Annotated in this window: 21 protein-coding genes; 18 read left to right on the forward strand and 3 right to left on the reverse strand. The window is 33.6% G+C overall.

Annotated elements, in window-relative coordinates; translation table 11 throughout:
- Nucleotides 1–103: 103 nt before the first annotated feature.
- A complete protein-coding gene (locus tag ACZ2G2_RS05150) occupies nucleotides 104–3,580 on the forward strand; it encodes a TraB/GumN family protein (RefSeq protein WP_470394330.1) in 3,477 nt (1,158 codons plus the stop codon).
- Between the two features lie 34 nt (nucleotides 3,581–3,614).
- On the opposite strand, the gene ACZ2G2_RS05155 is transcribed toward ACZ2G2_RS05150, so the two are convergent.
- Complete coding sequence (locus ACZ2G2_RS05155) at nucleotides 3,615–4,508, reverse strand: helix-turn-helix transcriptional regulator (protein WP_470394331.1); 894 nt, start codon at nucleotides 4,506–4,508, stop codon at nucleotides 3,615–3,617.
- 195 nt (nucleotides 4,509–4,703) lie between these two features.
- Here ACZ2G2_RS05155 and hemA point away from each other — a divergent pair, with 195 nt between their 5' ends.
- The 10 genes from hemA (at nucleotide 4,704) to ACZ2G2_RS05205 (ending at nucleotide 12,814) form a co-directional block, all read left to right on the forward strand.
- Entirely contained in the window at nucleotides 4,704–5,969 is a 1,266-nt protein-coding gene (gene hemA, locus ACZ2G2_RS05160) for a glutamyl-tRNA reductase (RefSeq protein WP_470394332.1), read from the forward strand.
- Nucleotides 5,962–7,536 carry a hydroxymethylbilane synthase gene (gene hemC / locus ACZ2G2_RS05165; protein WP_470394333.1) on the forward strand — a complete coding sequence of 525 codons (1,575 nt, stop codon included), beginning with the start codon at nucleotides 5,962–5,964 and terminating at the stop codon, nucleotides 7,534–7,536. Before hemA ends, hemC begins: the two co-directional genes overlap by 8 nt.
- A 78-nt stretch (nucleotides 7,537–7,614) precedes the next feature.
- The gene (locus ACZ2G2_RS05170) at nucleotides 7,615–7,971 is read left to right on the forward strand and encodes a four helix bundle protein (protein WP_090837296.1); all 357 of its coding nucleotides are present in this window, start codon (nucleotides 7,615–7,617) and stop codon (nucleotides 7,969–7,971) included.
- A 57-nt stretch (nucleotides 7,972–8,028) separates the two neighbouring features.
- Nucleotides 8,029–9,054 carry a uroporphyrinogen decarboxylase gene (gene hemE, locus ACZ2G2_RS05175; RefSeq protein WP_090837391.1) on the forward strand — a complete coding sequence of 342 codons (1,026 nt, stop codon included), beginning with the start codon at nucleotides 8,029–8,031 and terminating at the stop codon, nucleotides 9,052–9,054.
- 31 nt (nucleotides 9,055–9,085) lie between these two features.
- On the forward strand, nucleotides 9,086–9,838 hold the full coding sequence (locus ACZ2G2_RS05180) for an EI24 domain-containing protein (RefSeq protein WP_470394334.1): 753 nt from the start codon (nucleotides 9,086–9,088) through the stop codon (nucleotides 9,836–9,838).
- Entirely contained in the window at nucleotides 9,838–10,371 is a 534-nt protein-coding gene (locus tag ACZ2G2_RS05185; protein ID WP_470394335.1) for a GNAT family N-acetyltransferase, read from the forward strand. Before ACZ2G2_RS05180 ends, ACZ2G2_RS05185 begins: the two co-directional genes overlap by 1 nt.
- 6 nt (nucleotides 10,372–10,377) lie before the next feature.
- Nucleotides 10,378–10,725 carry a 5-carboxymethyl-2-hydroxymuconate Delta-isomerase gene (locus ACZ2G2_RS05190; protein ID WP_470394337.1) on the forward strand — a complete coding sequence of 116 codons (348 nt, stop codon included), beginning with the start codon at nucleotides 10,378–10,380 and terminating at the stop codon, nucleotides 10,723–10,725.
- A 1-nt stretch (nucleotide 10,726) separates the two neighbouring features.
- A complete protein-coding gene (hemF, locus tag ACZ2G2_RS05195; RefSeq protein WP_470394339.1) occupies nucleotides 10,727–11,629 on the forward strand; it encodes an oxygen-dependent coproporphyrinogen oxidase in 903 nt (300 codons plus the stop codon).
- A gap of 2 nt (nucleotides 11,630–11,631) precedes the next feature.
- Entirely contained in the window at nucleotides 11,632–12,402 is a 771-nt protein-coding gene (locus ACZ2G2_RS05200; RefSeq protein ID WP_470394340.1) for a hypothetical protein, read from the forward strand.
- Nucleotides 12,403–12,424: 22 nt separating this feature from the next.
- Nucleotides 12,425–12,814 carry a YchJ family protein gene (locus ACZ2G2_RS05205; protein WP_470394342.1) on the forward strand — a complete coding sequence of 130 codons (390 nt, stop codon included), beginning with the start codon at nucleotides 12,425–12,427 and terminating at the stop codon, nucleotides 12,812–12,814.
- A gap of 4 nt (nucleotides 12,815–12,818) precedes the next feature.
- On the opposite strand, the gene ACZ2G2_RS05210 is transcribed toward ACZ2G2_RS05205, so the two are convergent.
- Nucleotides 12,819–15,452, reverse strand: coding sequence for a DEAD/DEAH box helicase family protein (locus ACZ2G2_RS05210; protein WP_470394344.1), 2,634 nt, complete (start codon nucleotides 15,450–15,452; stop codon nucleotides 12,819–12,821).
- A 71-nt stretch (nucleotides 15,453–15,523) separates the two neighbouring features.
- Here ACZ2G2_RS05210 and hemB point away from each other — a divergent pair, with 71 nt between their 5' ends.
- The 7 genes from hemB to ACZ2G2_RS05245 all read left to right on the forward strand — a co-directional run bounded on the left by hemB (nucleotide 15,524) and on the right by ACZ2G2_RS05245 (nucleotide 22,803).
- Nucleotides 15,524–16,513 (forward strand): porphobilinogen synthase, encoded by a 990-nt coding sequence (gene hemB / locus ACZ2G2_RS05215; RefSeq protein WP_470394345.1) that lies wholly within the window; start codon nucleotides 15,524–15,526, stop codon nucleotides 16,511–16,513.
- Nucleotides 16,514–16,542: 29 nt separating this feature from the next.
- Nucleotides 16,543–17,616, forward strand: coding sequence for a CNNM domain-containing protein (locus ACZ2G2_RS05220; RefSeq protein WP_470394347.1), 1,074 nt, complete (start codon nucleotides 16,543–16,545; stop codon nucleotides 17,614–17,616).
- A gap of 2 nt (nucleotides 17,617–17,618) precedes the next feature.
- Nucleotides 17,619–18,092, forward strand: coding sequence for a methylated-DNA--[protein]-cysteine S-methyltransferase (locus tag ACZ2G2_RS05225; RefSeq protein ID WP_470394349.1), 474 nt, complete (start codon nucleotides 17,619–17,621; stop codon nucleotides 18,090–18,092).
- The gene (locus tag ACZ2G2_RS05230; RefSeq protein WP_470394350.1) at nucleotides 18,092–18,610 is read left to right on the forward strand and encodes a DUF4442 domain-containing protein; all 519 of its coding nucleotides are present in this window, start codon (nucleotides 18,092–18,094) and stop codon (nucleotides 18,608–18,610) included. Before ACZ2G2_RS05225 ends, ACZ2G2_RS05230 begins: the two co-directional genes overlap by 1 nt.
- 52 nt (nucleotides 18,611–18,662) lie before the next feature.
- Complete coding sequence (locus ACZ2G2_RS05235; RefSeq protein WP_470394352.1) at nucleotides 18,663–19,820, forward strand: serine hydrolase domain-containing protein; 1,158 nt, start codon at nucleotides 18,663–18,665, stop codon at nucleotides 19,818–19,820.
- An 82-nt stretch (nucleotides 19,821–19,902) separates the two neighbouring features.
- Nucleotides 19,903–22,080, forward strand: a complete 2,178-nt coding sequence (locus tag ACZ2G2_RS05240; protein WP_470394354.1) for a S41 family peptidase — start codon at nucleotides 19,903–19,905, stop codon at nucleotides 22,078–22,080.
- 9 nt (nucleotides 22,081–22,089) lie between these two features.
- A complete protein-coding gene (locus ACZ2G2_RS05245; RefSeq protein WP_470394355.1) occupies nucleotides 22,090–22,803 on the forward strand; it encodes a 3'-5' exonuclease in 714 nt (237 codons plus the stop codon).
- 87 nt (nucleotides 22,804–22,890) lie between these two features.
- On the opposite strand, the gene ACZ2G2_RS05250 is transcribed toward ACZ2G2_RS05245, so the two are convergent.
- On the reverse strand, nucleotides 22,891–25,551 hold the full coding sequence (locus ACZ2G2_RS05250) for a GEVED domain-containing protein (protein ID WP_470394356.1): 2,661 nt from the start codon (nucleotides 25,549–25,551) through the stop codon (nucleotides 22,891–22,893).
- Between the last annotated feature and the right edge of the window lie 9 nt (nucleotides 25,552–25,560).

The following is a 25,560-nucleotide window of genomic DNA, read 5'->3' on the forward strand; positions in this document are numbered from 1 at the left end:
AAAATTAATCTGTTCATCATATTTAAATCCTATTAATATATAGGCAAAGCCTTTTAAATAAAAATTAGTTTAATATATTTACAGATAGACACCCTAAAACTATATGAAACAAATTATCCTTGCACTATTCTGTGTATTTTCAATCACTACGTTTTCTCAAAACCAAAACCAAAGTCTTCTTTGGGAAATTTCTGGAAAAAACCTCGACAAACCCTCTTATATCTATGGCACCATGCACGTCAGCGCAAAAGTCGCCTTTAGATTAGACGATGTGTTTTTTGACGCGTTAGAAAAAAGCGAAAGTGTTGCATTAGAATCTGACCCCTCTACTTGGTTAGCTTTTAATTACGAAACAACAACACTAACACCACAAAACTACAGTCAGAGTTATGATAAAAACTTCTACTCTAGCCTTTTTGGATTAGAACATCCTGAAGAAACCGCTATTAGAGGAAGTATTAGATCTGATAACAGAATGATTAACGGGTATTTATACAGAAAAGATGGCTATGCTGATAACTTTGAAGAAGAAACTTACTTAGACATGTTTATTTACCAAGCCGGTAAAAAGAAGAAAAAAAACATATATAGCTTAGAAGATATTGAGGAATCTCGCTACCTAGTATCGAAAGCACAACGTAATGCTAGAAAAAGCAAAATAGACCCATGGTTAACTAAGTTATACGAAAAAGAAAACCCTTACTTAGTTCAAGAAAACACATATAGAGATCGTAATTTATCGCTTTTAGACTCTATTGGAGCTGCCTCCAACACAGAGTATTTTAGAGAAAATATGTTATATAAACGTAATGCCAATATGGTACATGTTTTAGACTCTTTAATGCAATCTCAAACGGTATTTGCTGGTGTTGGTGCTGCGCATTTGCCAGGCAAAAAAGGAATGTTAAAAATGCTGGAAGACGAGGGTTACACTGTAAAACCACTAGTTTCTAAACAATCTAGCGTTGCTCAGACTAAAAAAGAACAAATTGAAGATTACATTGCTCCGACTGCTATAAAAACAGCCAGTACCCCAGATGGGTTTTTGACTATAAAAGCGTTTACAGATTTATATGAATTTTATTATAGTGGGCAAAAGTATTATATCTCTCCAGACATGACTAATGGTGCCTATTTAACTATTAGCCGATTTAATACTTATGATTATTTACCAAACGAAAAAGAAATATCGCTAGACAGATTAGATAATTTTTTGTTTGAAGATATCCCTGGTGATATTATAAAAAAGGACGTTTTAACAAGTCCTTATCCTGGTATTAGTATATTAAACAAAACCAAAAAAGGAGACTACCAAAAATACCATATTTACAAAACCCCTTTAGAGGTAATTGTTATCAAATTTGCCGGTCAAAAGGATTATGTTTTAAAAAATGAAGCGCCTATATTTAATTCTATTACATTTAAAACACCCCAATCTGGGTTTGACACGTTTACATCTACTTATAACAAGTACCAAGTTAACTTTCCTAAATACTACACCACAGATAACATCCAAAATGCGGGTCAAAAATTAATCCAAGGAACCATTGGTAGTGACTATTATTTTTTAAAAGAAGTTGCCTATAACGACGTGTATTATATTGAAGAAGACAAATTTGAAGCCAAGTTTATTGTCACTAATTTTTATAAAGATTTTGAAATCGAAGACTCCAATGGTCAATATAAAAACAACAAATACTACAGTTATGAAGGTGTTGCTAAAAAAGACTCGACGTCAACTGAAAATATTCATTTAAAAAGCATCGTAAAAGACGGTAGCTACTTTTTAATGGGTTATGTTGGACAAACAGAAAGCAAAGCAACAGACTTTTTTAATTCTTTTAAATTTAAAGACGTACAACAAGAAGGCTTTGAAAAAATTATAGACACGTCTTTACATTTTTCTGTAATCACAAACACAAAAGCATCGCCTCCTTATGACTATTATAGCTATAGCAAACCTAAGGATTACGAAGAAAAAACAAAACGCACCACATACTATTCTAAATCAAACGAACAGGTTTTTATTACCAGATTAAAATTTCATGACCTACAGATGTATAAAAATGTAGATAGTTTATGGAATGAGATTGACAGCGAAATAAAAAAACTAGAAGATATTGATGGATTTAAAAAGTACATAGTCACTGACAAAAAGAAATACAAAAAAGAAGATCAGTTTTTTTATGAATACACTTTAAAAGACTCGCTTAGTGCAAAAGCAATTTTAGTAAAAAACATACTTAAAAAAGGCGCACTTTTCGAAATAAAAAGCTTGACGGACACACTTTCTAAACCATCAAAATTTGTCACTAGTTTTTACGATACTTTTCAGCCAATAGACACACTATTGGGAGAATCCGTGTTTAGCGATAAAACAGAACGCTTCTTTACTGCGTTGCGCGAAAATGACAGCATTGTATTTAAGGCGAAAACAAAAATTAAGTTTAATAAATCAAACGCAAGTACGATGATTGACTTAATTAAAAATTTCGAATTCCCAGAAAACAAAGAAGACTTTAAAACCTTTTTAATTTCGGAATTAACAGAACTAGAAGACCCAAGAACAGATGCATTTTTAAATCAACTTTATGTCGAGTCTTATTCAAAGCCAGACATTCAGAACACCATTTTAAGGTCATTATTAAATAAGCCTACCAAAAAGTCTTATCAAACATTTTTAACACTACTAAACAAAGACTTACCGTTAAGCGGATCGATAAGCTCTATGTTTTACAACTACAAAGACTCGTTAGCGCTTAAAAAAACACTCTTTCCTGATTTGATGGAATACACTTCTATTGAAGAATACAAAGAGCCAATCTACGAGCTTTTGGCAAGACTAAAAGACAGTAGCGTTATCAAAACAAAGTCTTATAAAAAGTTTAAAAAACAACTTATTAAAGATGGTAAAATAGAAGTAAAACGCAGTTTAGGCTCTAAATCAAAATACAATTACAGAACCTATAGCAGTGCTTTATATGCATTTGTAAAACTTATATTTCCGTTTAGAAAAGAAGCCGAAGCTAAAAACTTTTTTGATAAGCTATTAGATAGTGACAATGTATCTGCGCTAAGTACCTATTACATTTTGCTAGAAGAAGCCGGAGAGCCTATTCCTGAAAAACTTAAAGAAAAAACTATTGATGACTACAAAAATCAGGCAGCATTGATAGATAAAATGTATCGCAAAAAGCTATACAAGCCATATATAGCCCAGAAAGTTAGTCAAGAAATGTACGCTAAATCTACATTATTTGCCAACACAACAATAGAAAAGGAGCGTGATTCTATACACTTTTTAGGCAAAAAAGCTTTTAAAACAGATGATGATAAAGAAGGCGACATGTACTTCTACATGCTTGTAAAAAAAGAAGATAAAGACGAAACCAAACGTTTTTATTACGCTGGTTTTTTAAGGCAAGAAGAAACGGACCGATTACAAACAGAAGTCTATTATGACTCTGGGTATAGCGGAAATTATATTGACGAAAACGAGGAGGAAGACAAACTAATAAAAGATGTTTTAGATCTGGTTATTCATAAAAACCGAAAACGTCTAGACGACGGAGGATACTAACAAAAAAGGCGCTTAATAATTTAAGCGCCTTTTTTTATATTGACTGAACATACTTTTTAGGCGTGATGCCATATTTCTTTTTAAACGCTGCTATAAAATGACTAGAAGTACTGTAGCCCACTTTTAAACCCACCTCATTAACATTATCATTACCCGTTTCTAAAAGCTTTCTAGCAACCTCCATTTTATAATCTAATAAAAAACTAAACACAGAATCGCCATAAATTTGCTTAAAGCCTTCTTTTAGTTTTTTAAGAGGTAAACTGATCTCTTCAGATAATTCCTGAAGCGTTGGCGGCTCCACCATTCTTGCTATAATAATATCTTTTGCTTTTTTAATTTTAGCAACATTGGTTTCGTCAACTAAAAAAGGACATTGTTCGATATCCGCATCCTCCCCCCTATTAAAATACAAGCTTAACAACTCGTATGCCTTGCCTTTAAAGTATAATGTTTTTATAGACGAGTTAAGATTAAAATTAACAATCTGATTTAATGCAATAGCCATGGATGGCGAAATTTTACCGTCCTTATAATACTTTTTATCCTTATTATCACTACTCAAAAAAGTAATATAATCTGCTTCCTGAGAAAACAAACCGTGAAATTTTTTAATAGAAATTAAAACCGAAACTAACCAACAGTCAGGCTTCACCTCTAGATGTATAGGCAAATCACGTTGTGGATTATACAACAACAATGAGGTTTCTTCAGCTATATTTAAAACATAACTTCCATTGTTAAAAATAAAGTCACTGTCACCTTTTAAACAAAAATGAAACTGAATAAAACTACTATCAATAAACCGCTCAACCATTTGATTTTTAGCTGTTTCATTTTGATAAGTAAGGACAAAAACACCTTGATCCACTTGCGTTTCTGCAAACGAACCTTTAGCGACATTTTTTAAAGAAGAAGAAAGCGTCATAATTAAATCTTATTTAGATTGGTTCTAAACAACTAACTCTAAAACCATTGTATTCACTGCTAAAATATGATATTTATCATTGTTAGCTCATTTTTTAGCATAAAAAACCACAAACGTTATTAAAAGTTCTTTTAGCGTTACTTTTTATAAAATATACAACATAAATTTGCTTACAACAAAGTCCCAGTCAGGTAAATGGAGCACTATCACATGTCAACAGGCCAATATTTTTACGCCTTAGGTTTAAGTTATAAAAAAGCGGATGCCGATATTAGAGGTCATTTTAGTTTAGATGAACCCTCTAAAACCGCGCTTTTAAATCAAGCTAAATCTAATGGTATTCAAGGCCTTATAGTAACATCAACTTGCAACCGTACAGAAATTTACGGATTTGCAGAACACCCATATCAACTTATCCAATTGTTGTGTGAAAACACAAAAGGAACAGTAGAAGAGTTTCAAAAATACGCATACATATATAAAGGTCATGAGGCAATTTCTCACTTATTTAGAGTTGGATCTGGTTTAGATAGTCAAATATTAGGTGACTTCGAAATTATAGGACAACTTAAAAAAAGCACAGTAGCTTCTAAAGCGCACGGATTATTAAATCCATTTATAGAGCGTCTTGTTAACTCTGTTATACAAGCTAGCAAGCGTATTAAAACGGAAACTGAAATTTCTTCAGGTGCAACAAGCGTTTCTTTTGCTTCCGTGCAATACATTTTAAACACCATTGATAACGTTACAGATAAAAACATTTTACTATTTGGAACAGGTAAAATTGGACGTAATACATGCGAGAATTTAGTAAAACACACTAAAAACGAGCAAATCACTCTAATAAACCGTACTAAAGGTAAGGCAGAAGCTGTTGCAGGAAAGTTTAATTTAGTAGTTAAAGATTACGCCAACCTTCAAGAAGAAATTAATGAAGCTGATATTTTAATTGTAGCTACGGGAGCTCAAAACCCTACGGTAGACAAACAATTAATCCAATCTAAAAAAGACTTATTAATTTTAGATTTATCAATTCCTAAAAACGTAGACGAAAACGTAACCGACTTACCTAACGTAAAGCGTATACATTTAGATGATTTATCGCAAATTACCGATGAAACTTTAGAGCGTAGAAAAAAACAAATCCCATTAGCCGAAAGGATTATTGAAGATATTAAAGCTGAATTTGTTGGCTGGTTAGAAACTAGGAAATTTGCGCCTACAATTAAAGCTTTAAAACAAAAACTTCAAGGTTTTAAAAATGCAGAGCTAGATACACAACGTAAAAAAATGGCTAACTTTAATGAAGAACAAGCCGAAATTATCAGTAATAAAATTATTCAAAAAATAACCAATCATTTCGCGCATCACTTAAAAGATGATGCATTCTCAACTGACGAAAGTTTGGATCTAATAAAAAAAGTGTTTCAACTAGAAAACACCACAACTAAGCATGTCTAAAATAATTAGAATCGGAACTCGCGATAGCGCGTTAGCTTTATATCAAGCAAAAACAGTACAAAATCAATTAAAAGAATTAGGACATCAAACAGTTTTAGTTCCCTTAAAATCTACAGGAGACATTGTACTTGACAAACCGTTACACGAATTAGGTATTACAGGGATATTTACACGCACTTTAGATATTGCCATGTTAAATGGAGATATCGATATTGCGGTACACTCTTTTAAAGATGTACCAACACAACTACCATCAGGAATTGTACAAGCTGCTGTTGTTAAACGTGGTAATGTTAGAGACACCTTAGTTTTTAAAAACAACGAAGAATTTTTAGGATCAAGAGATGCCATTATTGCAACCGGAAGTTTACGTAGACGTGCACAATGGTTAAATCGTTTTCCAACACACACTATAGTTGATTTAAGAGGAAACGTAAATACTAGATTACAAAAATTAGAAGATAGCGACTGGAACGGTGCTATTTTTGCTGCTGCAGGTATTGGTCGTTTAGACATCAGACCAGAAGATGCTGTTAATTTAGATTGGATGATTCCTGCGCCTGCACAAGGGACAATTATGGTTGTAGCTTTAGAAGAAGATACCGAAACTATCGAAATCTTAGCTGAAATAAACCATAAAGAAACTGAAATTTGCACAAAAATAGAACGTGACTTTTTAAGAAAACTAGAAGGTGGTTGTACAGCCCCAATTGGAGCTTTAGCTTTTATAAAAGATGAAGAATTAACCTTTGAAGGAATCTTACTAAGTAAAGACGGTACTAAAAAAATAGAAGTTAAACGCGTAAAAGCTGTTGGAGAACACCATGATATTGCAGATTGGTGTGCTAATTACATTTTAGACCGTGGTGGTAACCGTTTAATGGATGAGCTTAAAGAGTCTCATGTAAAAACAAATATATACTCGACAAAATCATTAACAGAAGATCAACGTTTTCTTTTTAGCGATAAAGTAAAAGCTGAAAGTTCTGATTTTGTTAAGATTAGTTTAAACAGAATTCACCCAAGATTTCTTAAAAATGAAATTGAAAATGTAGTCATTACAAGTCAAAATGCTGTTGAAGCACTACTGACTAACTATTCTGCTGTAGAACTTCAATTTAAAAACATCTATTGCGTTGGTCGTCGTACTAAGAAAATGATTGAAAAACGCATTGGAGAAGTATTACATACAGAAAAAAATGCTAAGAAATTAGCAGAGTATTTAGTAGATTTTATTGAAGGTACAGAGGTTACTTATTTTTGCAGTGATGTAAGATTGGATGATTTACCAGAAATATTAACTAAAAGCGGTATTAAAGTAAATGAAGTTGAAGCCTATCAAACAAAACTAGATAGTATTGAGCTTCCTGAAACTGTAGAAGGCGTTATGTTTTACAGCCCATCAACGGTACAGAGTTATAAAAAAGAAAATGAAGGTACTGGCATTGCCTTTTGCATAGGTGAAACTACAGCAAAAGAAGCAAGCAAACATTTTGACGATGTACGCATTGCCAAAGTACCAACAGTAGAGAGTGTTATAGAATTAGTAAACGAACATTATACATAGCTATTAGCCTTTTGCTGTTAGCTTTTTGCCCCTCTATTATGTATAATTAATCTAATAGTCATTAAAGCAAAACATATAATGAGAGATTTTAGAAAACTTGAAATTTGGAAAAATGGAATAAGCATTGTCAAACAAGTTTACCAATTATCTCATCAATTACCCGCTCAAGAAAAATTTGGTTTAATAAGCCAAATAAATAGAGCAGCTGTATCAATCCCTTCTAATATAGCAGAAGGCTGCAGCCGAAATAGTGAAGTTGAATTTAAGCGTTTTTTAGAAATAGCTATAGGTTCACTTTTTGAAATAGAAACACAACTGATTATCATAGTCGAATTAAAGTTAATAGATTTAAAGGAAACAGAAAATCTAATGACTTTAATACACAAAGAAGGCAGAATGATTAATGGTTTAATTAATAAAATAAAAAAGAGCTAGAGCTAATAGAAAAAGGTGAGCAACCAAAAGCTAAAAGCTAAAAGCCAACAGCTAGCAATGATAAAAAACGATTTATTTTTAAGAGCATTAAAAGGAGAAACAGTAGACCGTCCCCCAGTTTGGATGATGCGTCAAGCAGGTCGTTACCTTCCAGAATTTATGGAAATAAAGGCTAAGTACGATTTTTTTACTCGTTGTCAGACTCCTGAATTAGCAAGTGAAATTACAGTACAACCAATCCGTCGTTACGGTATGGATGCTGCCATTTTGTTTTGTGACATCCTAGTGATTCCGCAGGCAATGAATATAGAGGTGCAAATGAAGCCTAATTTTGGGCCTTATTTACCAAATCCTATACGCACACAAAAAGACGTAGATAACGTTATTGTGCCTGACGTAAAGGAAAGCTTAAGCTACGTTTACGAAGCTATTAAAATGACTAAGGAAAAATTAAATGACGACATTCCATTAATTGGATTTGCTGGTTCTCCTTGGACAATTTTATGTTATTGTGTACAAGGTCAAGGGTCTAAAAACTTTGACAAAGCAAAGGAGTTTTGTTTTACAAACCCAATAGCTGCGCATAACTTATTACAAAAAATTACAGATACTACTATTGCTTACTTAAAAGAAAAAGTTAAAGCAGGTGTTAATGCTGTTCAAGTCTTTGATTCTTGGGGAGGTATGTTATCTCCAGTAGATTATCAAGAATTTTCTTGGCAATACATCCAACAAATTATTGATGCTTTAAAAGACGAAACACCAGTAATTGCATTTGGTAAAGGGTGTTGGTTTGCGCTTGGCGATATGGCAAAATCTGGCGCTTCTGCTTTAGGTATAGACTGGACCTGTTCTGCAAGAAATGCACGTTATTTAACCGGTGGAAATGTAACATTACAAGGTAATTTTGATCCTACCAGATTATTCTCTCCTCCTGCAGAAATAAAGAAAATGGTACACCAAATGATTAACGACTTTGGTAAAGACAAATATATTGTTAATTTAGGTCACGGTATTTTACCTAACATTCCATTAGAGAATGCAAAAGCATTTATTGATGCTGTAAAAGAATACAAAGCTTAAGACAAAACGAACTCGTTTTGTTTAACACAATATGATACAAAACATAATAAAAGGTATACATGGTTATTCTGGTGCTTTAGCTTTAATCTCAAAGCTAAAGCTTTGGAAATACTTTTTTATCCCTATCATTATTAGTATCGTAACAGGTTCCGTAATAGGATTTAGCGCTTACCGATTATCAGATAATATTGGGCGTTTTATTGCCAAAATATGGTTCTGGGAATGGGGAAAAGGCGCTTTTACATCCTTTTCAACAGTTATTGGTGTCATTATAATTCTAGCCTTAGGTTTAATACTGTACAAACACATCGTAATGGCGCTTTCCGCTCCATTTATGAGTCCCGTTTCAGAAAAAATAGAAACACACTTAACAGGAATAGCTAGGCATAATCACAGAAAAACATCTTTTCAGGAGCAACTATGGAGAGGTCTTAGAATAAACTTAAGAAACTTAGGACGTGAGCTATTAATCACGATACCATTATTATTATTAAAATTTATTCCTGTTGTTAACATATTTTCCACCATTTTACTGTTTTTAGTACAAGGTTACTATGCGGGATTTGGTAATATGGATTACACTTTAGAGCGCCACTACAAATATAAAGACAGTATTAACTTTGTAAGAAGAAACAGAGGTGTTGCCATAGGTAATGGACTTGTATTTATTCTATTTTTATTAGTCCCTTTTATTGGTGTTATTTTGGTATTACCATTAAGTGTAACTGCTGCTTCATTAAGCACCGTTAAGTTAATAAAAACCAATAGTCAAATTACAATCTAATGATTGCAAAATTTGACGGTATAGAAATCAATCCAATTCATAGTAATGACGCATGGAAACTCTGCGATTTTATGGTCTCTAACGAAGACCGATTTAAACGCTATTTTCCGGGCACTTTAAAAGCTAATTCAAACCCAACGTTATCAAAACTATTTGTTGAACAGAAAACAAAGCTATTTGATAAAAAAGAGGAGTTTGTATTCACTTTAAAACAAACAGAGACCCGTAAACTTATTGGTCTTATTTATATAAAAGCACTGGACTGGTCTTTGGATCAAGGCGAATTTGCCTATTGTATAGATTACAATTTTAAAGGCAACGGAATTGTGTCTAAAACAATACAATTATTATCCAACTACGCGTTTAACACATTGCAACTAAAAACACTTCAAATTATAACACATAAAGATAATTTACCAAGTGTAAACGTTGCATTGACTAATAATTTTAAATGGGTTAAAACCTTAAAAAACGAATTCACTCCCACCAATGAAAAACCATTAGATATGGAGTTATATGAATTATATAAATAAACAATTATGCCACATTTTGTAATAGATTGTTCTGAAGATATTTTGAATAATGTTGACACAAAAACAGTATTAACAAAGGTACACAACGCTGCAAATAATAGTCTTTTATTTGATGAAGCAGATATTAAAGTACGTTTAAATCCCTTCAAAGACAACTATTTAGTTGGCGGAAAAGAAGTGCCTTTTATTCATGTTTTTGCAAACATTATGCAAGGCAGAACCACAGCACAAAAAGCAGCCCTTTCAAAAAGCATAGTAACAACCCTTAAAATAATGTTTCCTGATCTTCCTTTTATAGCAATTAATATAAGAGATTTTGAAAAAGCAACTTATTGTAATAAATCCATGGTATAACATGAAAGATAAATTTTTCAAATACATACAGCAACTACAAGATCAAATTACAGCTGGTCTAGAAAAAATTGACGGAAAAGCCACTTTTCAAGAAGATATCTGGGAACGCCCAGAAGGTGGTGGTGGAAGAACACGCGTTATAGAAAATGGAAACGTTTTTGAAAAAGGTGGTGTTAACATTTCTGGTGTCCATGGTAAATTACCAGACAGTATGCAGAAATATTTTGGTGTTGAAGATGCCGATTTTTTCGCTTGTGGATTAAGTTTAGTTTTACACCCAACAAACCCAATGGTGCCAACAGTACATGCTAATTGGCGTTATTTTGAAATGTACGATAAAGAAGGAAATATTGTAGACCAATGGTTTGGAGGCGGACAAGATCTTACGCCTTACTATTTATTTGATGACGATGCGAAACACTTTCATCAAAATTGCAAAAAGGCTTGCGATACCCACAATCCAGAATTTTATCCAAAATATAAAGCACGTTGCGACGAATATTTCTATAATGCACACCGTAATGAAGGTCGTGGTATTGGCGGTTTATTCTTCGATTACTGCAAAGCAACTGAAAATATGAGCATGCAAAATTGGTATGACTTCGTTACAGAAGTTGGCGATAGCTTTTTAGAAGCATATGTTCCTATTGTAGAAAAGAGGAAAGATTTAAATTACACCAAAGTACAACGCGATTGGCAAGAAATACGTCGTGGTCGTTATGTCGAATTTAACTTAGTACACGATAAAGGAACCCTTTTTGGACTAAAAACTAATGGTCGTATTGAAAGTATATTAATGAGTCTTCCGCCACATGTACAATGGGTTTATGATCATCAACCAGAAGTTGGTAGCGAAGAAGAGCGCTTAATAAACATTTTACAAAATCCTAAAGATTGGGTATAATTATGAAGTTATTCAAACGCGTATTTTTAATTATAAACTGGAAGACTTTTGTAATAATAGGATTAGCTGTTGCCTCGACTGCCTTCTGTATTCATTTTGAAATTAAAGCAGACTTCCCCTTAACACTTATTGGAACTGCAATTGTATTTCCTATTGTGTTTTCTATTGGAGGTGCTTATAAGCGTAGAGAGGTTGCTTTAGACGAATATGGCTCTATAAAAGCACATGGTCGCGCCTTATATTTTGCAGTATCGCATTGGCTAGAAAACCCACCAAACGAGCTAAAAGCAGAAATCAAAACCAATCTAGAAAATCTATTAAACGCTCTAACGGATGTCTTTACAAATCCAATTAGCGACTTAGAACTTACCGAGAAAAAAGTATACGAAAACTTTAATACCATTTCACTTTTTATAAAAAGCCTAAGAAGTCACGGATTACCATCTGGAGAAGCCTCAAGATCCAATCAGTTTTTAAGTAAAATGATGATTTCTTTTGAGCGTATAAAACACATTTATCAATACCGTACACCAAGAACATTACGCACCTATAGTGATATTTTTATTATTGCTTTACCAATAATTTATGGACCACATTTTGCGCATAGCGTGACAAGTTATAGTTACGGTTTACAATATGCAGTACCAATTATGTTTAGTGTTATACTTGTTGCTTTAGATAATATCCAATCGCATTTAGAAAACCCATTTGATCAACAAGGTGAAGATGATGTCCATATTAACGTCGAAAAATTTATTAGAAATTTAGACTAATTAGTTATAAATCAACCTTTAGATGACTTGCTACTGCGGAACTAATAAAACTTACAAGACATGCTGTGAAGTGTTTCATTTAAACGGTGGACAAACTGAAACAGCACAACAGTTGATGCGCTCTAGATACAGTGCTTTTGTCTTAGCAAATGGTGAATATTTAATGTCAACCCACCATAAATCTACTAGACCAACTTCAGAAAAAAAAGCAATTGTAACTTGGGCAAAATCTGTAGAATGGATTAAATTAGATGTGCAAGACACTACCAAAGGTTTAAAAAAAGACACGGAAGGGACGGTTACTTTTAGCGCCTATTTTTATGATAATGGCAGCATGGATGTCATCCATGAAAAGTCTGCTTTTGTAAAAGAAAACAACCATTGGTTTTACGTAGGCTACGCTAAAAACTAACAGCTTATTTCCAAATAGCAACTTCTTTAGTTGTTTTTCTAAACGCATTATATACGTGAAATAACCTTGCTTTTAAAAGTAATTGGCGCCCTTCAAAATGTCTAGTATAAAACAACTTGTTTCTACCAATATGTTTTTTCCAATTATTCTGAAACACCAAAGCATGCTTCTTTTTGTCACCAAATAATTCTGGTACCGGGTAAAAATTTTCAATATTTAAACGTCGTCTGAAAAAATTGGTTTTAATTATTAAATATCTTGGCGAATCAATAGGATCTAATAATTGGCTTAAAGCCGAAGAAAATAAAGTATTCTCATACGTGCTCGCTCCTATTAAATTACAAATAACATCCCTACTACCCGCACGCGCTGCTACAACAGAAAGCTGATCGCTACTAGTTGTTAAGTGACCTAAGTCCGACAACGAATCCAATATTACCGCTCCCATTTTTTGAATGGTTTTATACAAAGAACCATAACGCATGTATAACGTAATTGCCTTGTACAATTTACGTCCAAATGAAATTAAGAAATACGCTAAAAACGAATATATAAAATACGCAAATCCCCGTTGAAGAATCAGATTAAAGGCTTTGATAATGTATTCAAAATAAAACAGTAAAATAGAAAAGAACAATTCTATAGTAAAAAAACGTACGATGTCAAAATAGTACACTTGCTTTTGTTTTTTGAAAGGCAATTCATTTAAATCAAAAACCTGTACTTGTTTACTTAATGCTGTTCCGTTACCAATAGAATCCTTCCATTTTTTAGTAATTGAAGCTCTATTAGTGGCGCTCTTTAAAGTCTTTGTATTTAACTGGTCAATATCTACATCAGTAAAATGTTCCGGAATATCTAAACGGTCAATCCCATTAGAAATAAAAGGAATTGTATTAGTCGTAACGCCAACAAACGCCTCAAAACGTCGTCTTAAAGTTTCAATATCTTTCCCTCCATTTTGAGCTGTAATATCAACACAGGCTAAATGCCAAATATTCCCGGTTTTCTCAGGTCTTTTAGGATTTTTTCTGATAGCTCTACCGCGCATTTGATTAGAAGACACAAACGACCCAATAAATGACGCCAAAATCAGACTATTAATAGAAGGCGCGTCCCAACCTTCGCCTAATAAAGACTTTGTACCCACCAACACTTTTATGGTTCCGTTTTCAAAAAGCTGAGTAACACTACCTACAATGCTGTGTTTAGCACTTGTGTTTCCTGATACAACTACAAAGTTGGCATCAACATCTAAAGGTGAATAAGTAAAAATGCCCTCTGCTAGACTTTTAAAAGCATCAATAATTGAAGTGTGAATAATAACCAAACTACCAGTCAAAACAGCTAAATCCTTCTTGTTTTCAAATCGACATCTTAAATATTGAAAAATAGGAATAACTCCAATTTTATTTATATCCTGAAGTTGCTGCTCTGGAGTGGTTAAAAACTCTTTCCTTATATAATCGGTTAGAATAACACAACGTAAATTAGCTTGCAAACTCTTGCTTTCTGCAGCAACAATTTTGATAATACTTTTAAGTTTACTCGGGCTATTGGTCAATGATTTATATAACAAATCTTCACCTAAAAAATTGACTCTTTTTTTATCAAAAACATGGAGTTGCTTCAGTTTTTTCTCTAAACTAGACAAGTACGACTCGTTTTCTATTAACTGCTCCCTATCTTTCACTAATAGGTTTTGAAACAAAATCTCTAACCAATCTAAGTACAACTCCGGAAAATTAATAGTTTCATTTTTATTAAAGCCTAACGTTCTTAATTTAGAACTTTCAATAGGTGTTCCGCATGCGTTTAAAAAAATTAGTAGTGCCGAAAAATATTCAGTATTACTATAAATTTGATCTAAATGTTTTTCGGTATTTCTATAAAAACGATGTTGTTTAACAAAAGTGATAAAGGTATTATCCGCAAGTAAGTCGTCTTTAAAATTGGCTATTTTCTGTCTATATTCATAAATTAAATTAACCTCTAAATCTTCAGGTTTTGAAAAATATACAAAATCTTGATGTGGACATAAATCAGTTTCTTTAACCAAATCAGGCACTGCAATTTCATCATCAATTTCACCACATAGATTAAAATACTTAGCCACTTCCGTCCGATCACTATCGTACGGAGGCGTTGCGGTTAAAGCAACTACAAAAAAAGGTCTGCTATTTTTTAGTTCGACTAAACACGTCCACCACGCATTTTTTAAATGGTGTGCTTCATCCAAAACAAGTGTTTCAATATTATGCTTTTTAAAAAAGTCTAGATAATGGGCTTTATCCTCAAAAGACTTATAAAATGCATGCAACGATTGGTAAGTAATAAAAGTAACATCGCTTGGCGCTTTTACATCAAACGAGTACGATTTAAAATCTTTGTTTTTAGTAAAAAAAGATTGCAAACGATCTTCCCATTGGTTTCTAATAGTAAGTGTAGGCGCTAAAACCAATGTTTTTTTACCTAGCCTACGCATAATCTCTATCCCTAAAATAGTTTTTCCAGAACCTGGAGGAGCTATAACATGAAAATGCTGGTCTGAAATGTGCGTATCAAAGTGTTTTAAGAGTTGTGCTTGATAACTTCTCCAAGGAAAAACAAATTGTAAACTAGACCACGTTTTGCTCAATATAAATAGGGATTATTATTAACTTTGTTTTTGATAAAAGTAAACAATATCAGGAATTTTATACAAAAATTATGTATCCAATTAAGAGAAATAGAAGATTAAGAACAAACGAGGCGATCAGAAGCTTAGTTAGAGAAACGATTATCTCTCCAAACGATTTTTTAGTGCCACTTTTTGTGGTTGAAGGAAAAGGTATAAAAGAAGAAATAGCATCTATGCCAAATTATTACAGGTATAGCTTAGACTTATTACAAGCTGAAGTTAAAGAACTTTGGAAACTAGGATTAAAATCGGTGTTACTATTTGTAAAAGTACCTGATAATTTAAAAGATAATAAAGGGACTGAAGCTATAAATCCTGATGGATTAATGCAACGCGCCATTAAGACCGTTAAAAATGCTTGCCCAGAAATGTTAGTAATGACAGATGTGGCTTTGGACCCTTACTCGGTTTACGGACACGATGGAATTATAGAAAATGGAAAAGTTATAAACGACGATAGTGTTGATGTATTAACAGAAATGGGATTATCTCATGCAGAAGCTGGTGCAGATTTTCTGGCACCAAGTGACATGATGGACGGTCGTATTTTATCAATGCGCGAGGCTTTGGAAGACGACGGTTTTACGGACACTGGGATCATGAGTTATTCGGCTAAATATGCGTCTGCTTTTTATGGTCCTTTTAGAGATGCTTTAGACTCTGCTCCTGTAGATGTGCAAGACATTCCAAAAGACAAAAAAACGTACCAAATGGATTACGCTAACCGTTTTGAAGCGCTACGCGAAACCGAAATGGATATTGACGAAGGTGCGGACATCGTTATGGTAAAACCAGGATTATGCTATTTAGATATTGTCCGCGAAATTAAAAACGAAGTGGATGTACCCGTAGCAGTTTATCAAGTTTCTGGAGAGTATTCTATGCTTAAGGCTGCTGCCGAAAAAGGTTGGCTAGACCACGACGCGGTTATGATGGAGCAAATCACAGCTATTAAACGCGCTGGCGCAGATATCATTGCAAGTTATTTTGCAAAAGATGTTGTTAAATTATTATCGTAAATTCGCAACACATTAATTAAAAACCAATCATGGGATTATTACTATTTTACGGAGTTATATCAATTTTCTTCTCCTTTTTATGCTCTATTTTAGAAGCAGTATTACTAAGTGTTACACCAACATTTATAAACCTTAGAAAGCAGGAAGGAAAAGCATTTGCTACTAATTTAGAAGAATTAAAAAAGGATGTTGACAGACCTTTAATTGCAATCTTAACACTAAACACAATTGCACACACTGTTGGTGCTATTTTAGTTGGTAAAGAGGCAGAAGGACTATATGGAAGTAGCGGTGGATATGGTGTTTTTATAGTTTCGGCTGTAATGACCATTTTAATATTAGTAGCTTCTGAGATTATACCTAAAACAATTGGTGCAACGTACTGGAAAAGCCTTGCTGGTTTTACAACAACAGCACTTAATATTTTAATATTCCCTTTAAAATGGACAGGTTTACTGTGGTTAATGCAATTAACAACTAAGCTAATTGGTGGTAAAGGTCACGGTAGCGTTTTAAGTCGCGAAGGCTTTTTAGTTATGGCAGACATGGCTCACGAAGAAGGTGTTTTTGAAGGAAATGAAAGCAGAATAATTAAAAATCTTTTAACTTTTAAAGAAGTTTTTGCAAAAAATGTAATGACACCACGTACTGTAATGCTATCTGAAAATGAGGATACCACTGTCGAAGATTTTTTTAATAGAAACATGAACCTTCGTTTTTCAAGAATACCAGTTTATTCTAAAACAGAAGACAATATCAAAGGGTTAGTTTTAAAAGATGAAGTCTTTAAGGAAATGGCCTTAGGTAATGGTTCTAAAAAGTTAGTCGAATTAAAAAGAGATATTATAATTGTAGACCGTAATCTAGCAATCCCAACTTTATTTGAACAACTTGTCGAAACTAGAAACCATATGGCTTTAGTTGTAGACGAGTACGGATCTGTAAGTGGAATTGTAACTATGGAAGATGTTATTGAAACACTTTTAGGTATGGAAATTATGGACGAAAGCGATAACGTTAGTGACCTACAAAATTTAGCTAGAAAAAGCTGGGAAGCACGTGCTAAAAAACTAGGTATTATTGACGAAAACAGTCCGGAATAACAATGGAAACATGCATCATCAAATCACCTTTAGGTTTTACAAAAATCACAGGTGATTTAGATGGTATTGAATCGGTTATTGCTTTAAATTCTGAAGAAGAAATATCTAAAAACATACCAAAAGCACTCGCCGACTGTGTACTTCAACTTAACCAATATTTTGAAGGCACACGAGAGCAATTCAGCTTAAAGCTAAACCCAAAAGGCACTGTGTTTCAAAATCGTGTTTGGAACGCTTTACAAACTATTCCGCATGGCAAAACAACATCTTATCTTAAGTTGTCCAAACAACTAGGAGACGTCAAAGCAATACGCGCTGTAGCTAATGCTAATGGCAAAAATCCACTTTGGATTATTATTCCTTGTCACCGTGTTATTGGCACAGACGGAAGCTTAACAGGTTATGCAGGTGGACTACATCGCAAACAATGGTTATTAGATCACGAAAGCCCATATAAACAACAATCCCTATTTTAATGTATAAGGTTGCAACCGAATTTTTAACACGTTTTATAAAACCAGCAAATATCTATAAATATGGATTTAACTGGTCGCCAATGTACAGGCGCACTACTGCCAAATTGGTTGAAGTTAGTGATGACTTACATTACGTAAAAATCAGATTAAAACTAAATTGGAAAAACCGTAATTACGCGGGCTCAATATTTGGCGGAAGCATGCTATCTGCTACAGATCCAATTTATATGATACAACTAATCCAAATATTAGGTAACGATTATGTGGTTTGGGATAAGGCAGTTACTGCAAAATACAAACGTCCCGGAAAAGGCACTATTTATGGCGAATTTGTTTTTACTCCTGAAGAAATAAAAGACATAAAACAGCAAGTTAAAACAAAGCAACAATTTGATTTAGAAAAAACCATGCAATTAGTTAACGCTAAAGCGGAAGTTGTAGCCGAGTTTTCCAAAACAATTTACATAGCAGAAAAAGCGTATTACAAACAAAAACTAGCATTAAGAAAAGCCAAGTAATTAGCTGTAATTTATATTTTGATTATATTTAGTTTCTAAACTAAACAACTAAATGAAATTTATAAAAAAGCTTTTAAAAGTACTTGCCGTACTTTTTGGGATAGTAATCGCAACACTTTACATAACAGATACAGACTACCTAATTAAAGCTGTACGCACCATTTATATGCGTGGACATACCACTGCTTTTTTGGACGATTACAAAAAATTTGATAACCAAGTTATTCAAAACGGAACACCTCAACCTTGGCCAAATCATGAAAACTATAATACAACAACAGAAACTTCAATATTGCAAAAAGCCAATAAAGATTACGGAACAGTAGCTTACGTAATTATTAAAAATGATAGTATCTGGTTTGAAAACTATTACGATGGTTATAATAAAGACTCTAAATCCAACTCATTTTCTATGGCTAAGAGTTATGTTTCCGGCTTAATGGGTAAAGCCATTATGGATGGGTATATAAAAAGTTTAGACCAACCGGTGTGCGATTTTCTACCTGCTTTTTGCGATGGTGATGCTGCAAAAATGACGGTTGGTGATTTATCAAGTATGGCATCCGGAACCAATTGGGACGAGGCGTATTACTCGCCATTATCCATTACAACACGTGCTTACTTTGATGACGATTTACAAAAGGTAATGAATGGCTTAAAAGTAGTTACACAGCCTGGACAAGCATTTAAATACGCTAGTGGAGACACCCAAATGTTAGCTATGGTTATAGAAAAAGCAACGGGTAAAAAAATGTATAATTATTTAACTGAAAGCTTCTGGAAGCCTTTAGGTAGTGAAAACCCAACATTATGGCAGTTAGATAGTGCAGAAGACGATTTAGTCAAAGCCTATTGTTGTATAGCTAGTAATGCTAAAGATTTTGCGCGATTTGGAAAACTATATAAAGACCATGGAAAATGGAATGGACAACAAATATTAGACTCGGCTTTTGTAGCAAAATCTTTAAAACCACGTTTTCCATCTAGTCCTGAATATGGTTACGGGTGGTGGTTAAAAAACCAAAACAACAAAGATTTTTATATGATGCGTGGACACCTTGGGCAATACGTTATTGTGCAACCTGACGACAATGTTATTATTGTACGTTTGGGGCATCAAAAATCAGCCGACGCAGGTATTGGCGTGTTTACAAATGATATTTCATTGTATATAGATGAAGCTTATAAAATGCTGGATATTAAACCTTAATGTTTTGTTATTTAACAATAATTTATGTGTAACTCGTTCATGATTTTTCGTTTTTTGGATTCTAACCAACTAATAAATAATTATGAAAAAACAACTACTTTACTTATTTGTATTGCTTTTATGCTATCAATCCAATGCGCAAAAAACAAAAAACTTAGACTTTGAAATACTTGAAAATAGCAAAGCTAAGGATTGGTTACTTTTTGGGAATGATACTTACACAGGAACCCTAGACTCTCTAGAAACTAAAACCGGAAAATACTCTGGAGTTCTAATTTCTGACGAACAAGGTTCTGGTTTTAAAGCTTGGGCTTATAAAATTCCTGCAAATTATAAAAGTGGAAAAATAAAACTTACTGGTTATATTAAAACCGAAAATGTATCTAATGGTCATGCTGGTCTTTGGATGAGATTAGATCCTAAATTAGGATTTGACAACATGGGAAACAGAGGTATTACTGGAACTATAGACTGGAAAAAACATGAAATAGAACTAGAGTTAACAAACCAAGTAGAAGGCATTGTTGTTGGTGGAATCCTTGTTGGTAAAGGAAAAATGTGGGTAGACAATCTTAAAGTCACAATAGATGATATACCATTAGAAAAAGTAAACCCTAAAGTATTATCCAAAGTAGATAACGACCAAGAGTTTAACCAAGATTCTACAATTATCATCCCAGAACTTAATGAAACTAATTTAACAAACTTAGCTCTTTTAGGACGTGTTTGGGGATTTTTAAAATACTACCATCCAGAAATAGCTGCTGGTAATTTTAATTGGGATTACGAGTTATTTCGAATTCTACAACAATATTTAAAAATAGAAAACAATAAACAAAGAGATGCTTTACTGTTAAGCTGGATTGATAACCTTGGCGAAATTGATGATTGTAAAAAATGTAAAGCCTTAAATAAAGACGCCTTTATTACACCAGATTTAGATTGGCTCAATAACAACAATTTATCTAAACCGCTAAGCAAAAAATTAAACCAAATAAAAAACAACAGATTTATAGGTGCACATTATTATGTTAAACCAGGTAATGTTGGAAATCCCGATTTTACTAACGAAAAGCTTTACACAAACATTCCACATAGTGATCAAGGCTTCAAGCTACTCTCTGTATATCGTTACTGGAATATGATTCAGTATTTTTTTCCTTATAAAAATGAAACAGATCAAAACTGGAATGCTGTTTTAAAAGAAATAATAAGTAAAGTTCTGGAAACCAAAACAGAAACAGAGTATCACTTAGCACTATTAGAAATGGTTGTAAAAATTGACGATAGTCATGGCTATTTTTATTCAGCTAAAACAAGAGAGTATTTTGGTAATAAAAGTGTGCCATTTTCTTATAAAATTATTGACGATAAATTAATAATTACAGAGCTGTTAAACGAAGAACTTGCCAAAATTGATGATATTAAAATAGGAGATGTAATTGAAACTGTAAATGGTAATACTATTCCTGAAATATTAAAAGATAACGCTAAATATATATACGCATCAAACCCTTCGGTTAAAAAACGCAACAGCAAAAACCTCATTTTTAGAGGCAATGACAATAATATTGATATTGTTATAGAAAGGGCAGGTAAAACAACTTCAAAAAATATAATAAAACACAGTTATGATGCTATTAATCTTAACGTAAAAGATAGTGAAAAATGGAAAATATTAGAAGGCAATATTGGGTACATTAATATGGGAATATTAAAACCAGAAGATGTCGATAATACAATGGATGCCTTAAAAGATACTAAAGGTATAATTTTCGATATTAGAAACTACCCAAATGGGACACTTTACAAATTAGCTGAATATTTAAACCCAAAGTCTATAGAATTTGTTAAATTTACTAAGCAAGATTTTTCTTACCCAGGAACTTTCCTCTGGACAGAACCTTATAAAACTGGTAACGGAAAAGACGCAAAACTCTATAAAGGCAAAATAGTTATACTTGTAAATGAGGTAACGCAAAGCCATGCAGAGTTTACAACAATGTGTTTACAAACTGCTAAGAATGCTTTAGTAATAGGTAGTCAAACATCTGGAGCAGATGGGAACGTAAGCAAAATACCCTTTGTTGGTGGATTTGGTAGTATGATTACTGGTTTAGGTGTATACTATCCAGATGGAGCAAAAACACAACGTATTGGAATTGTTCCAGATATTGAAGTATTACCTACTATTAAAGGCATTCGAGCTGGAAAAGACGAGCCTCTTGATAAAGCTATTGAAGTTATTAATTCAAAATAAAAATAATTTATGATCTCTAAACTCAACCTAGAAAATATCCTGTTTTTAGACATAGAAACCGTTCCAGAAACGCAACACTACGCGGAATTAGATAAAACTAAACAAGAGCTTTGGGATGCTAAATCGCGTTACCAACGCAAGGAAGAGTTTACTGCAGAGGAGTTTTATGATCGTGCTGGTATTTGGGCTGAGTTTGGAAAAATAGTTTGCATATCTGTCGGATACTTTACTTTTCAAGGGGATACAAGATTATTTAGAACAACGTCTTTTTATGGAGAAGAACGCAAGCTATTAATAGATTTTAAAAATTTATTAATTTCGCACTTTAGCCAAACCAAACATTTACTTTGCGCGCATAATGGTAAGGAATTTGATTTTCCATACATAGCTAGACGTATGATTATCCATACTATAGAATTACCTTATAAATTAAACCTTTTTGGTAAAAAACCATGGGAAATTCCGCATTTGGACACCATGGAACTATGGAAGTTTGGTGATTATAAAACCTACACGTCTTTAAAATTAATGACCAACGTTTTAGGTATCCCTTCTCCTAAAGATGATATTGATGGTAGTGAAGTTTATAAAACGTATTACGAAGACAACGATATTGATCGCATTATTATTTATTGCGAAAAAGACACCATTGCTGTAGCACAAATATTTTTACGCTTACGAGGTGATTCAATTTTAAATGATGATGAAATTATACATGTGTAAAATATATAATAGCATATAAAAAAAGACCTCAACTTTCGTTGAGGCCTTTTAACAATACAATTGGTTGATTAAAGGGATTAATTATTATTACTGCTTTAAAAATTTTCTAGTTTCGATAGTATCATTCACTTCAAACTGAATTAAATATAATCCCGCTTCTAGCTTTCCGACACTAATTCCGCTTGACGATGTAATACCTTTTACCACTTGTTGTCCTAGCATATTTACTACCGTAAAAGGTAAGTTATCTATGTTGGCCTTAACAAATAATGTTTCACCTTTTACAGGATTTGGATACACAGATAGAGAAACACCTAAGTGTTGTACAAAACCGCCATCTATAGCTCTTGCTGTACCACAAGCTCCTAAATTAGTCCATCCACTTGCTGTTCTTTCATACAACGTATCAAAATACGTTACCTGATCTCCTGTACTATAAGACTGTCCACTTACATATTCTGAAACTCCTGCACATTTATCTGCAGATGTTGTTCCGTTTGATAATGAGACAGCATCTATTGCCATATCTCCTTGCCAAGTTGTCCCCGTTGTACCATCAAATCTTAATTTAATAGTACTACCTGAATAAGATGATAAGTCTACTGTAGCATCTGACCAAGCATTTCCTTGGTTACCAGATAATGACCAAATAGTTGTCCAAGAGGTACCATTATTTGTACTTACCGCTAAACTCAAACTCCCCATTGCAGTTGCTCCGTACATGTGGTATTTAAAATTAAAGCTACCATTAGTAACCCCTGATAAATTATAACAAGGTGATTCTAAAATAGCACGCTTTGTAGAAAAGTTTGGCGCAGAAGACTCCATATATACATATTGTGATCCCTCACTAGCACTTGATGGTCCTGTATTACTTGAAGGTGTAGATCCACTTCTTCTTGTCCAATCAAAATCATCACTGCTACCTTGCGTCCAAGATCCAAAACCAGATTCAAATCCTTCAGAATAAGGAAAAGAAGTAATTGCACCAGAACATCCTGTTGTAGTCGATGGACTTACAACAATACTTCTTGATACTTGATTAGCTTGGTTCCCTGCTGCATCACTTACATTATAGTTTCTTGTGTAAGTTCCTGCTGTATTTGTATTAACCGTCCCTGTAACAACTATACTAGACGTTAAATTTCCATCTATATTATCTGAAGCAGTTGCTCCAAGCTCACTATAAGCATCACCAACTGTTAAATTAATTGTTGCTGCACCTACCAATGTAATAACTGGCTTAACCGTATCTGCAACTCCAGCAACGATATTTACAGTATAGTCTTCTACTTCTCCATACGAAAAAGCCTCGCATGAAGTTGGTACACCATTATACTTCATAGCCACACGTAATCTAGTACTTCCAGTAACTGCACTTGTAGACACTGTAAATGTTCCGCTTGCAGGTGTTACTGAAGACGCTGCTTTAGAAAACACTTGTTCTCCTGAGTCTGTAAAGTCTCCATCATTATTATAATCTATCCATGCCGCATATCCTTCTGCATAAGTACTTCCTGTCCAAGTTGGCGTAATTGTAATTGTATTTGTAGCCCCTTTGGTAAGGTTAGTAGATACACTTGTAAAATCTGAATATAACTGAGCTCCAGAAGTATTGTTTATAGATCCAACTTGCACACGACTAATATATTCGTCATTGACACTGTTTCCTTGAGACGCACAATATTGTGGTCCTGTGCTACATGGTGTACAAGAAGAACCACCACAATCAACACCAGTTTCATCTCCATTTTGAACACCATCTGTACATGTAGGCGTTGTTCCACTTCCACCACACTTATCAGACAATGCTAAAGCGCGTCTTACACCTCCTGCATCTAATACAGCACGCATACGTGATTTTTGTCCTTGCGTAAATAAGTTCATACAAGAGTCATTAGTATAATCCATATAATTCTGAACCATATCCGTAGAGCTACAAGACACTTGTCCAGTAGGACACCCGCCATTTGAAGTTTGATGTGTTGGCGTATCACTTACAAAATCATTACCACAGTTTGAGTCCCCCCAAATGTGACGTAAATTTAAATAATGCCCAACCTCATGTGTTGTTGTACGTCCTCCATCAAAAGGAGCAGACACATTACCAACACGTCCAAAATAATTATAAGCCATAACCACACCGTCAGTAGCAGTACTACCTCCAGGAAATTGTGCATACCCTAAAATAGTCCCTCCTTGGCTAAGCATTTGAGGCACAATCCACATATTTAAATACTCCGTAGTATCCCATGGATTTACACCACCTGTAGATGTCCTTTTCATATCGTCTGAAGTCCCCCAATCTTGTCGTGTCACTTGCTTTCTGGTTATACCCGTTGTTGTATTTCCGTTTGGATCCACAGTAGATAAGCAAAACTCAATTTGCGTATCTGCAGCCTGTGACCACGTGTTATCTGCATCAGGATTTGTACGTCTAAAATCTTCGTTTAACACATCTAATTGTGACTGTATTTGGGCCACACTAATATTTTCTGTGCTGTTTCTATAAAGCACATGAATAACCACTGGAATAGTAATTATACTGCCGTCTACTCTAGCATTTTGATTTTCTGCAATTTTTTGCTGAGTAAAAGCTTCTATTTGATCCATTCTTTGTGTTAAATTTGGATCAAGCTGTTTTCTGTATTCTAAGTTTTCCATGGAAGAACAATTTCGTTTCTGCTGAGCAAAAACTGAAAATGTCAATAAAAAACTTAATAATGATAAAGTAATTGTTTTTTTCATACTAATAGT

This window comes from Olleya sp. KKT75 (assembly GCF_055635485.1).

Coding starts and splice junctions, on each gene's coding strand:
- ACZ2G2_RS05200 (WP_470394340.1), top strand. CDS start 11,632: ATGAAGTTATTCAAACGCGTATTTTTAATTATAAACTGGAAGACTTTT.
- ACZ2G2_RS05150 (WP_470394330.1), top strand. CDS start 104: ATGAAACAAATTATCCTTGCACTATTCTGTGTATTTTCAATCACTACG.
- ACZ2G2_RS05185 (WP_470394335.1), top strand. CDS start 9,838: ATGATTGCAAAATTTGACGGTATAGAAATCAATCCAATTCATAGTAAT.
- ACZ2G2_RS05190 (WP_470394337.1), top strand. CDS start 10,378: ATGCCACATTTTGTAATAGATTGTTCTGAAGATATTTTGAATAATGTT.
- hemF (WP_470394339.1), top strand. CDS start 10,727: ATGAAAGATAAATTTTTCAAATACATACAGCAACTACAAGATCAAATT.
- ACZ2G2_RS05155 (WP_470394331.1), bottom strand. CDS start 4,508: ATGACGCTTTCTTCTTCTTTAAAAAATGTCGCTAAAGGTTCGTTTGCA.
- hemA (WP_470394332.1), top strand. CDS start 4,704: ATGGAGCACTATCACATGTCAACAGGCCAATATTTTTACGCCTTAGGT.
- ACZ2G2_RS05250 (WP_470394356.1), bottom strand. CDS start 25,551: ATGAAAAAAACAATTACTTTATCATTATTAAGTTTTTTATTGACATTT.
- ACZ2G2_RS05225 (WP_470394349.1), top strand. CDS start 17,619: ATGGAAACATGCATCATCAAATCACCTTTAGGTTTTACAAAAATCACA.
- ACZ2G2_RS05245 (WP_470394355.1), top strand. CDS start 22,090: ATGATCTCTAAACTCAACCTAGAAAATATCCTGTTTTTAGACATAGAA.
- hemE (WP_090837391.1), top strand. CDS start 8,029: ATGATAAAAAACGATTTATTTTTAAGAGCATTAAAAGGAGAAACAGTA.
- ACZ2G2_RS05180 (WP_470394334.1), top strand. CDS start 9,086: ATGATACAAAACATAATAAAAGGTATACATGGTTATTCTGGTGCTTTA.
- ACZ2G2_RS05170 (WP_090837296.1), top strand. CDS start 7,615: ATGAGAGATTTTAGAAAACTTGAAATTTGGAAAAATGGAATAAGCATT.
- ACZ2G2_RS05205 (WP_470394342.1), top strand. CDS start 12,425: ATGACTTGCTACTGCGGAACTAATAAAACTTACAAGACATGCTGTGAA.
- hemB (WP_470394345.1), top strand. CDS start 15,524: ATGTATCCAATTAAGAGAAATAGAAGATTAAGAACAAACGAGGCGATC.
- ACZ2G2_RS05240 (WP_470394354.1), top strand. CDS start 19,903: ATGAAAAAACAACTACTTTACTTATTTGTATTGCTTTTATGCTATCAA.
- ACZ2G2_RS05220 (WP_470394347.1), top strand. CDS start 16,543: ATGGGATTATTACTATTTTACGGAGTTATATCAATTTTCTTCTCCTTT.
- ACZ2G2_RS05235 (WP_470394352.1), top strand. CDS start 18,663: ATGAAATTTATAAAAAAGCTTTTAAAAGTACTTGCCGTACTTTTTGGG.
- hemC (WP_470394333.1), top strand. CDS start 5,962: ATGTCTAAAATAATTAGAATCGGAACTCGCGATAGCGCGTTAGCTTTA.
- ACZ2G2_RS05230 (WP_470394350.1), top strand. CDS start 18,092: ATGTATAAGGTTGCAACCGAATTTTTAACACGTTTTATAAAACCAGCA.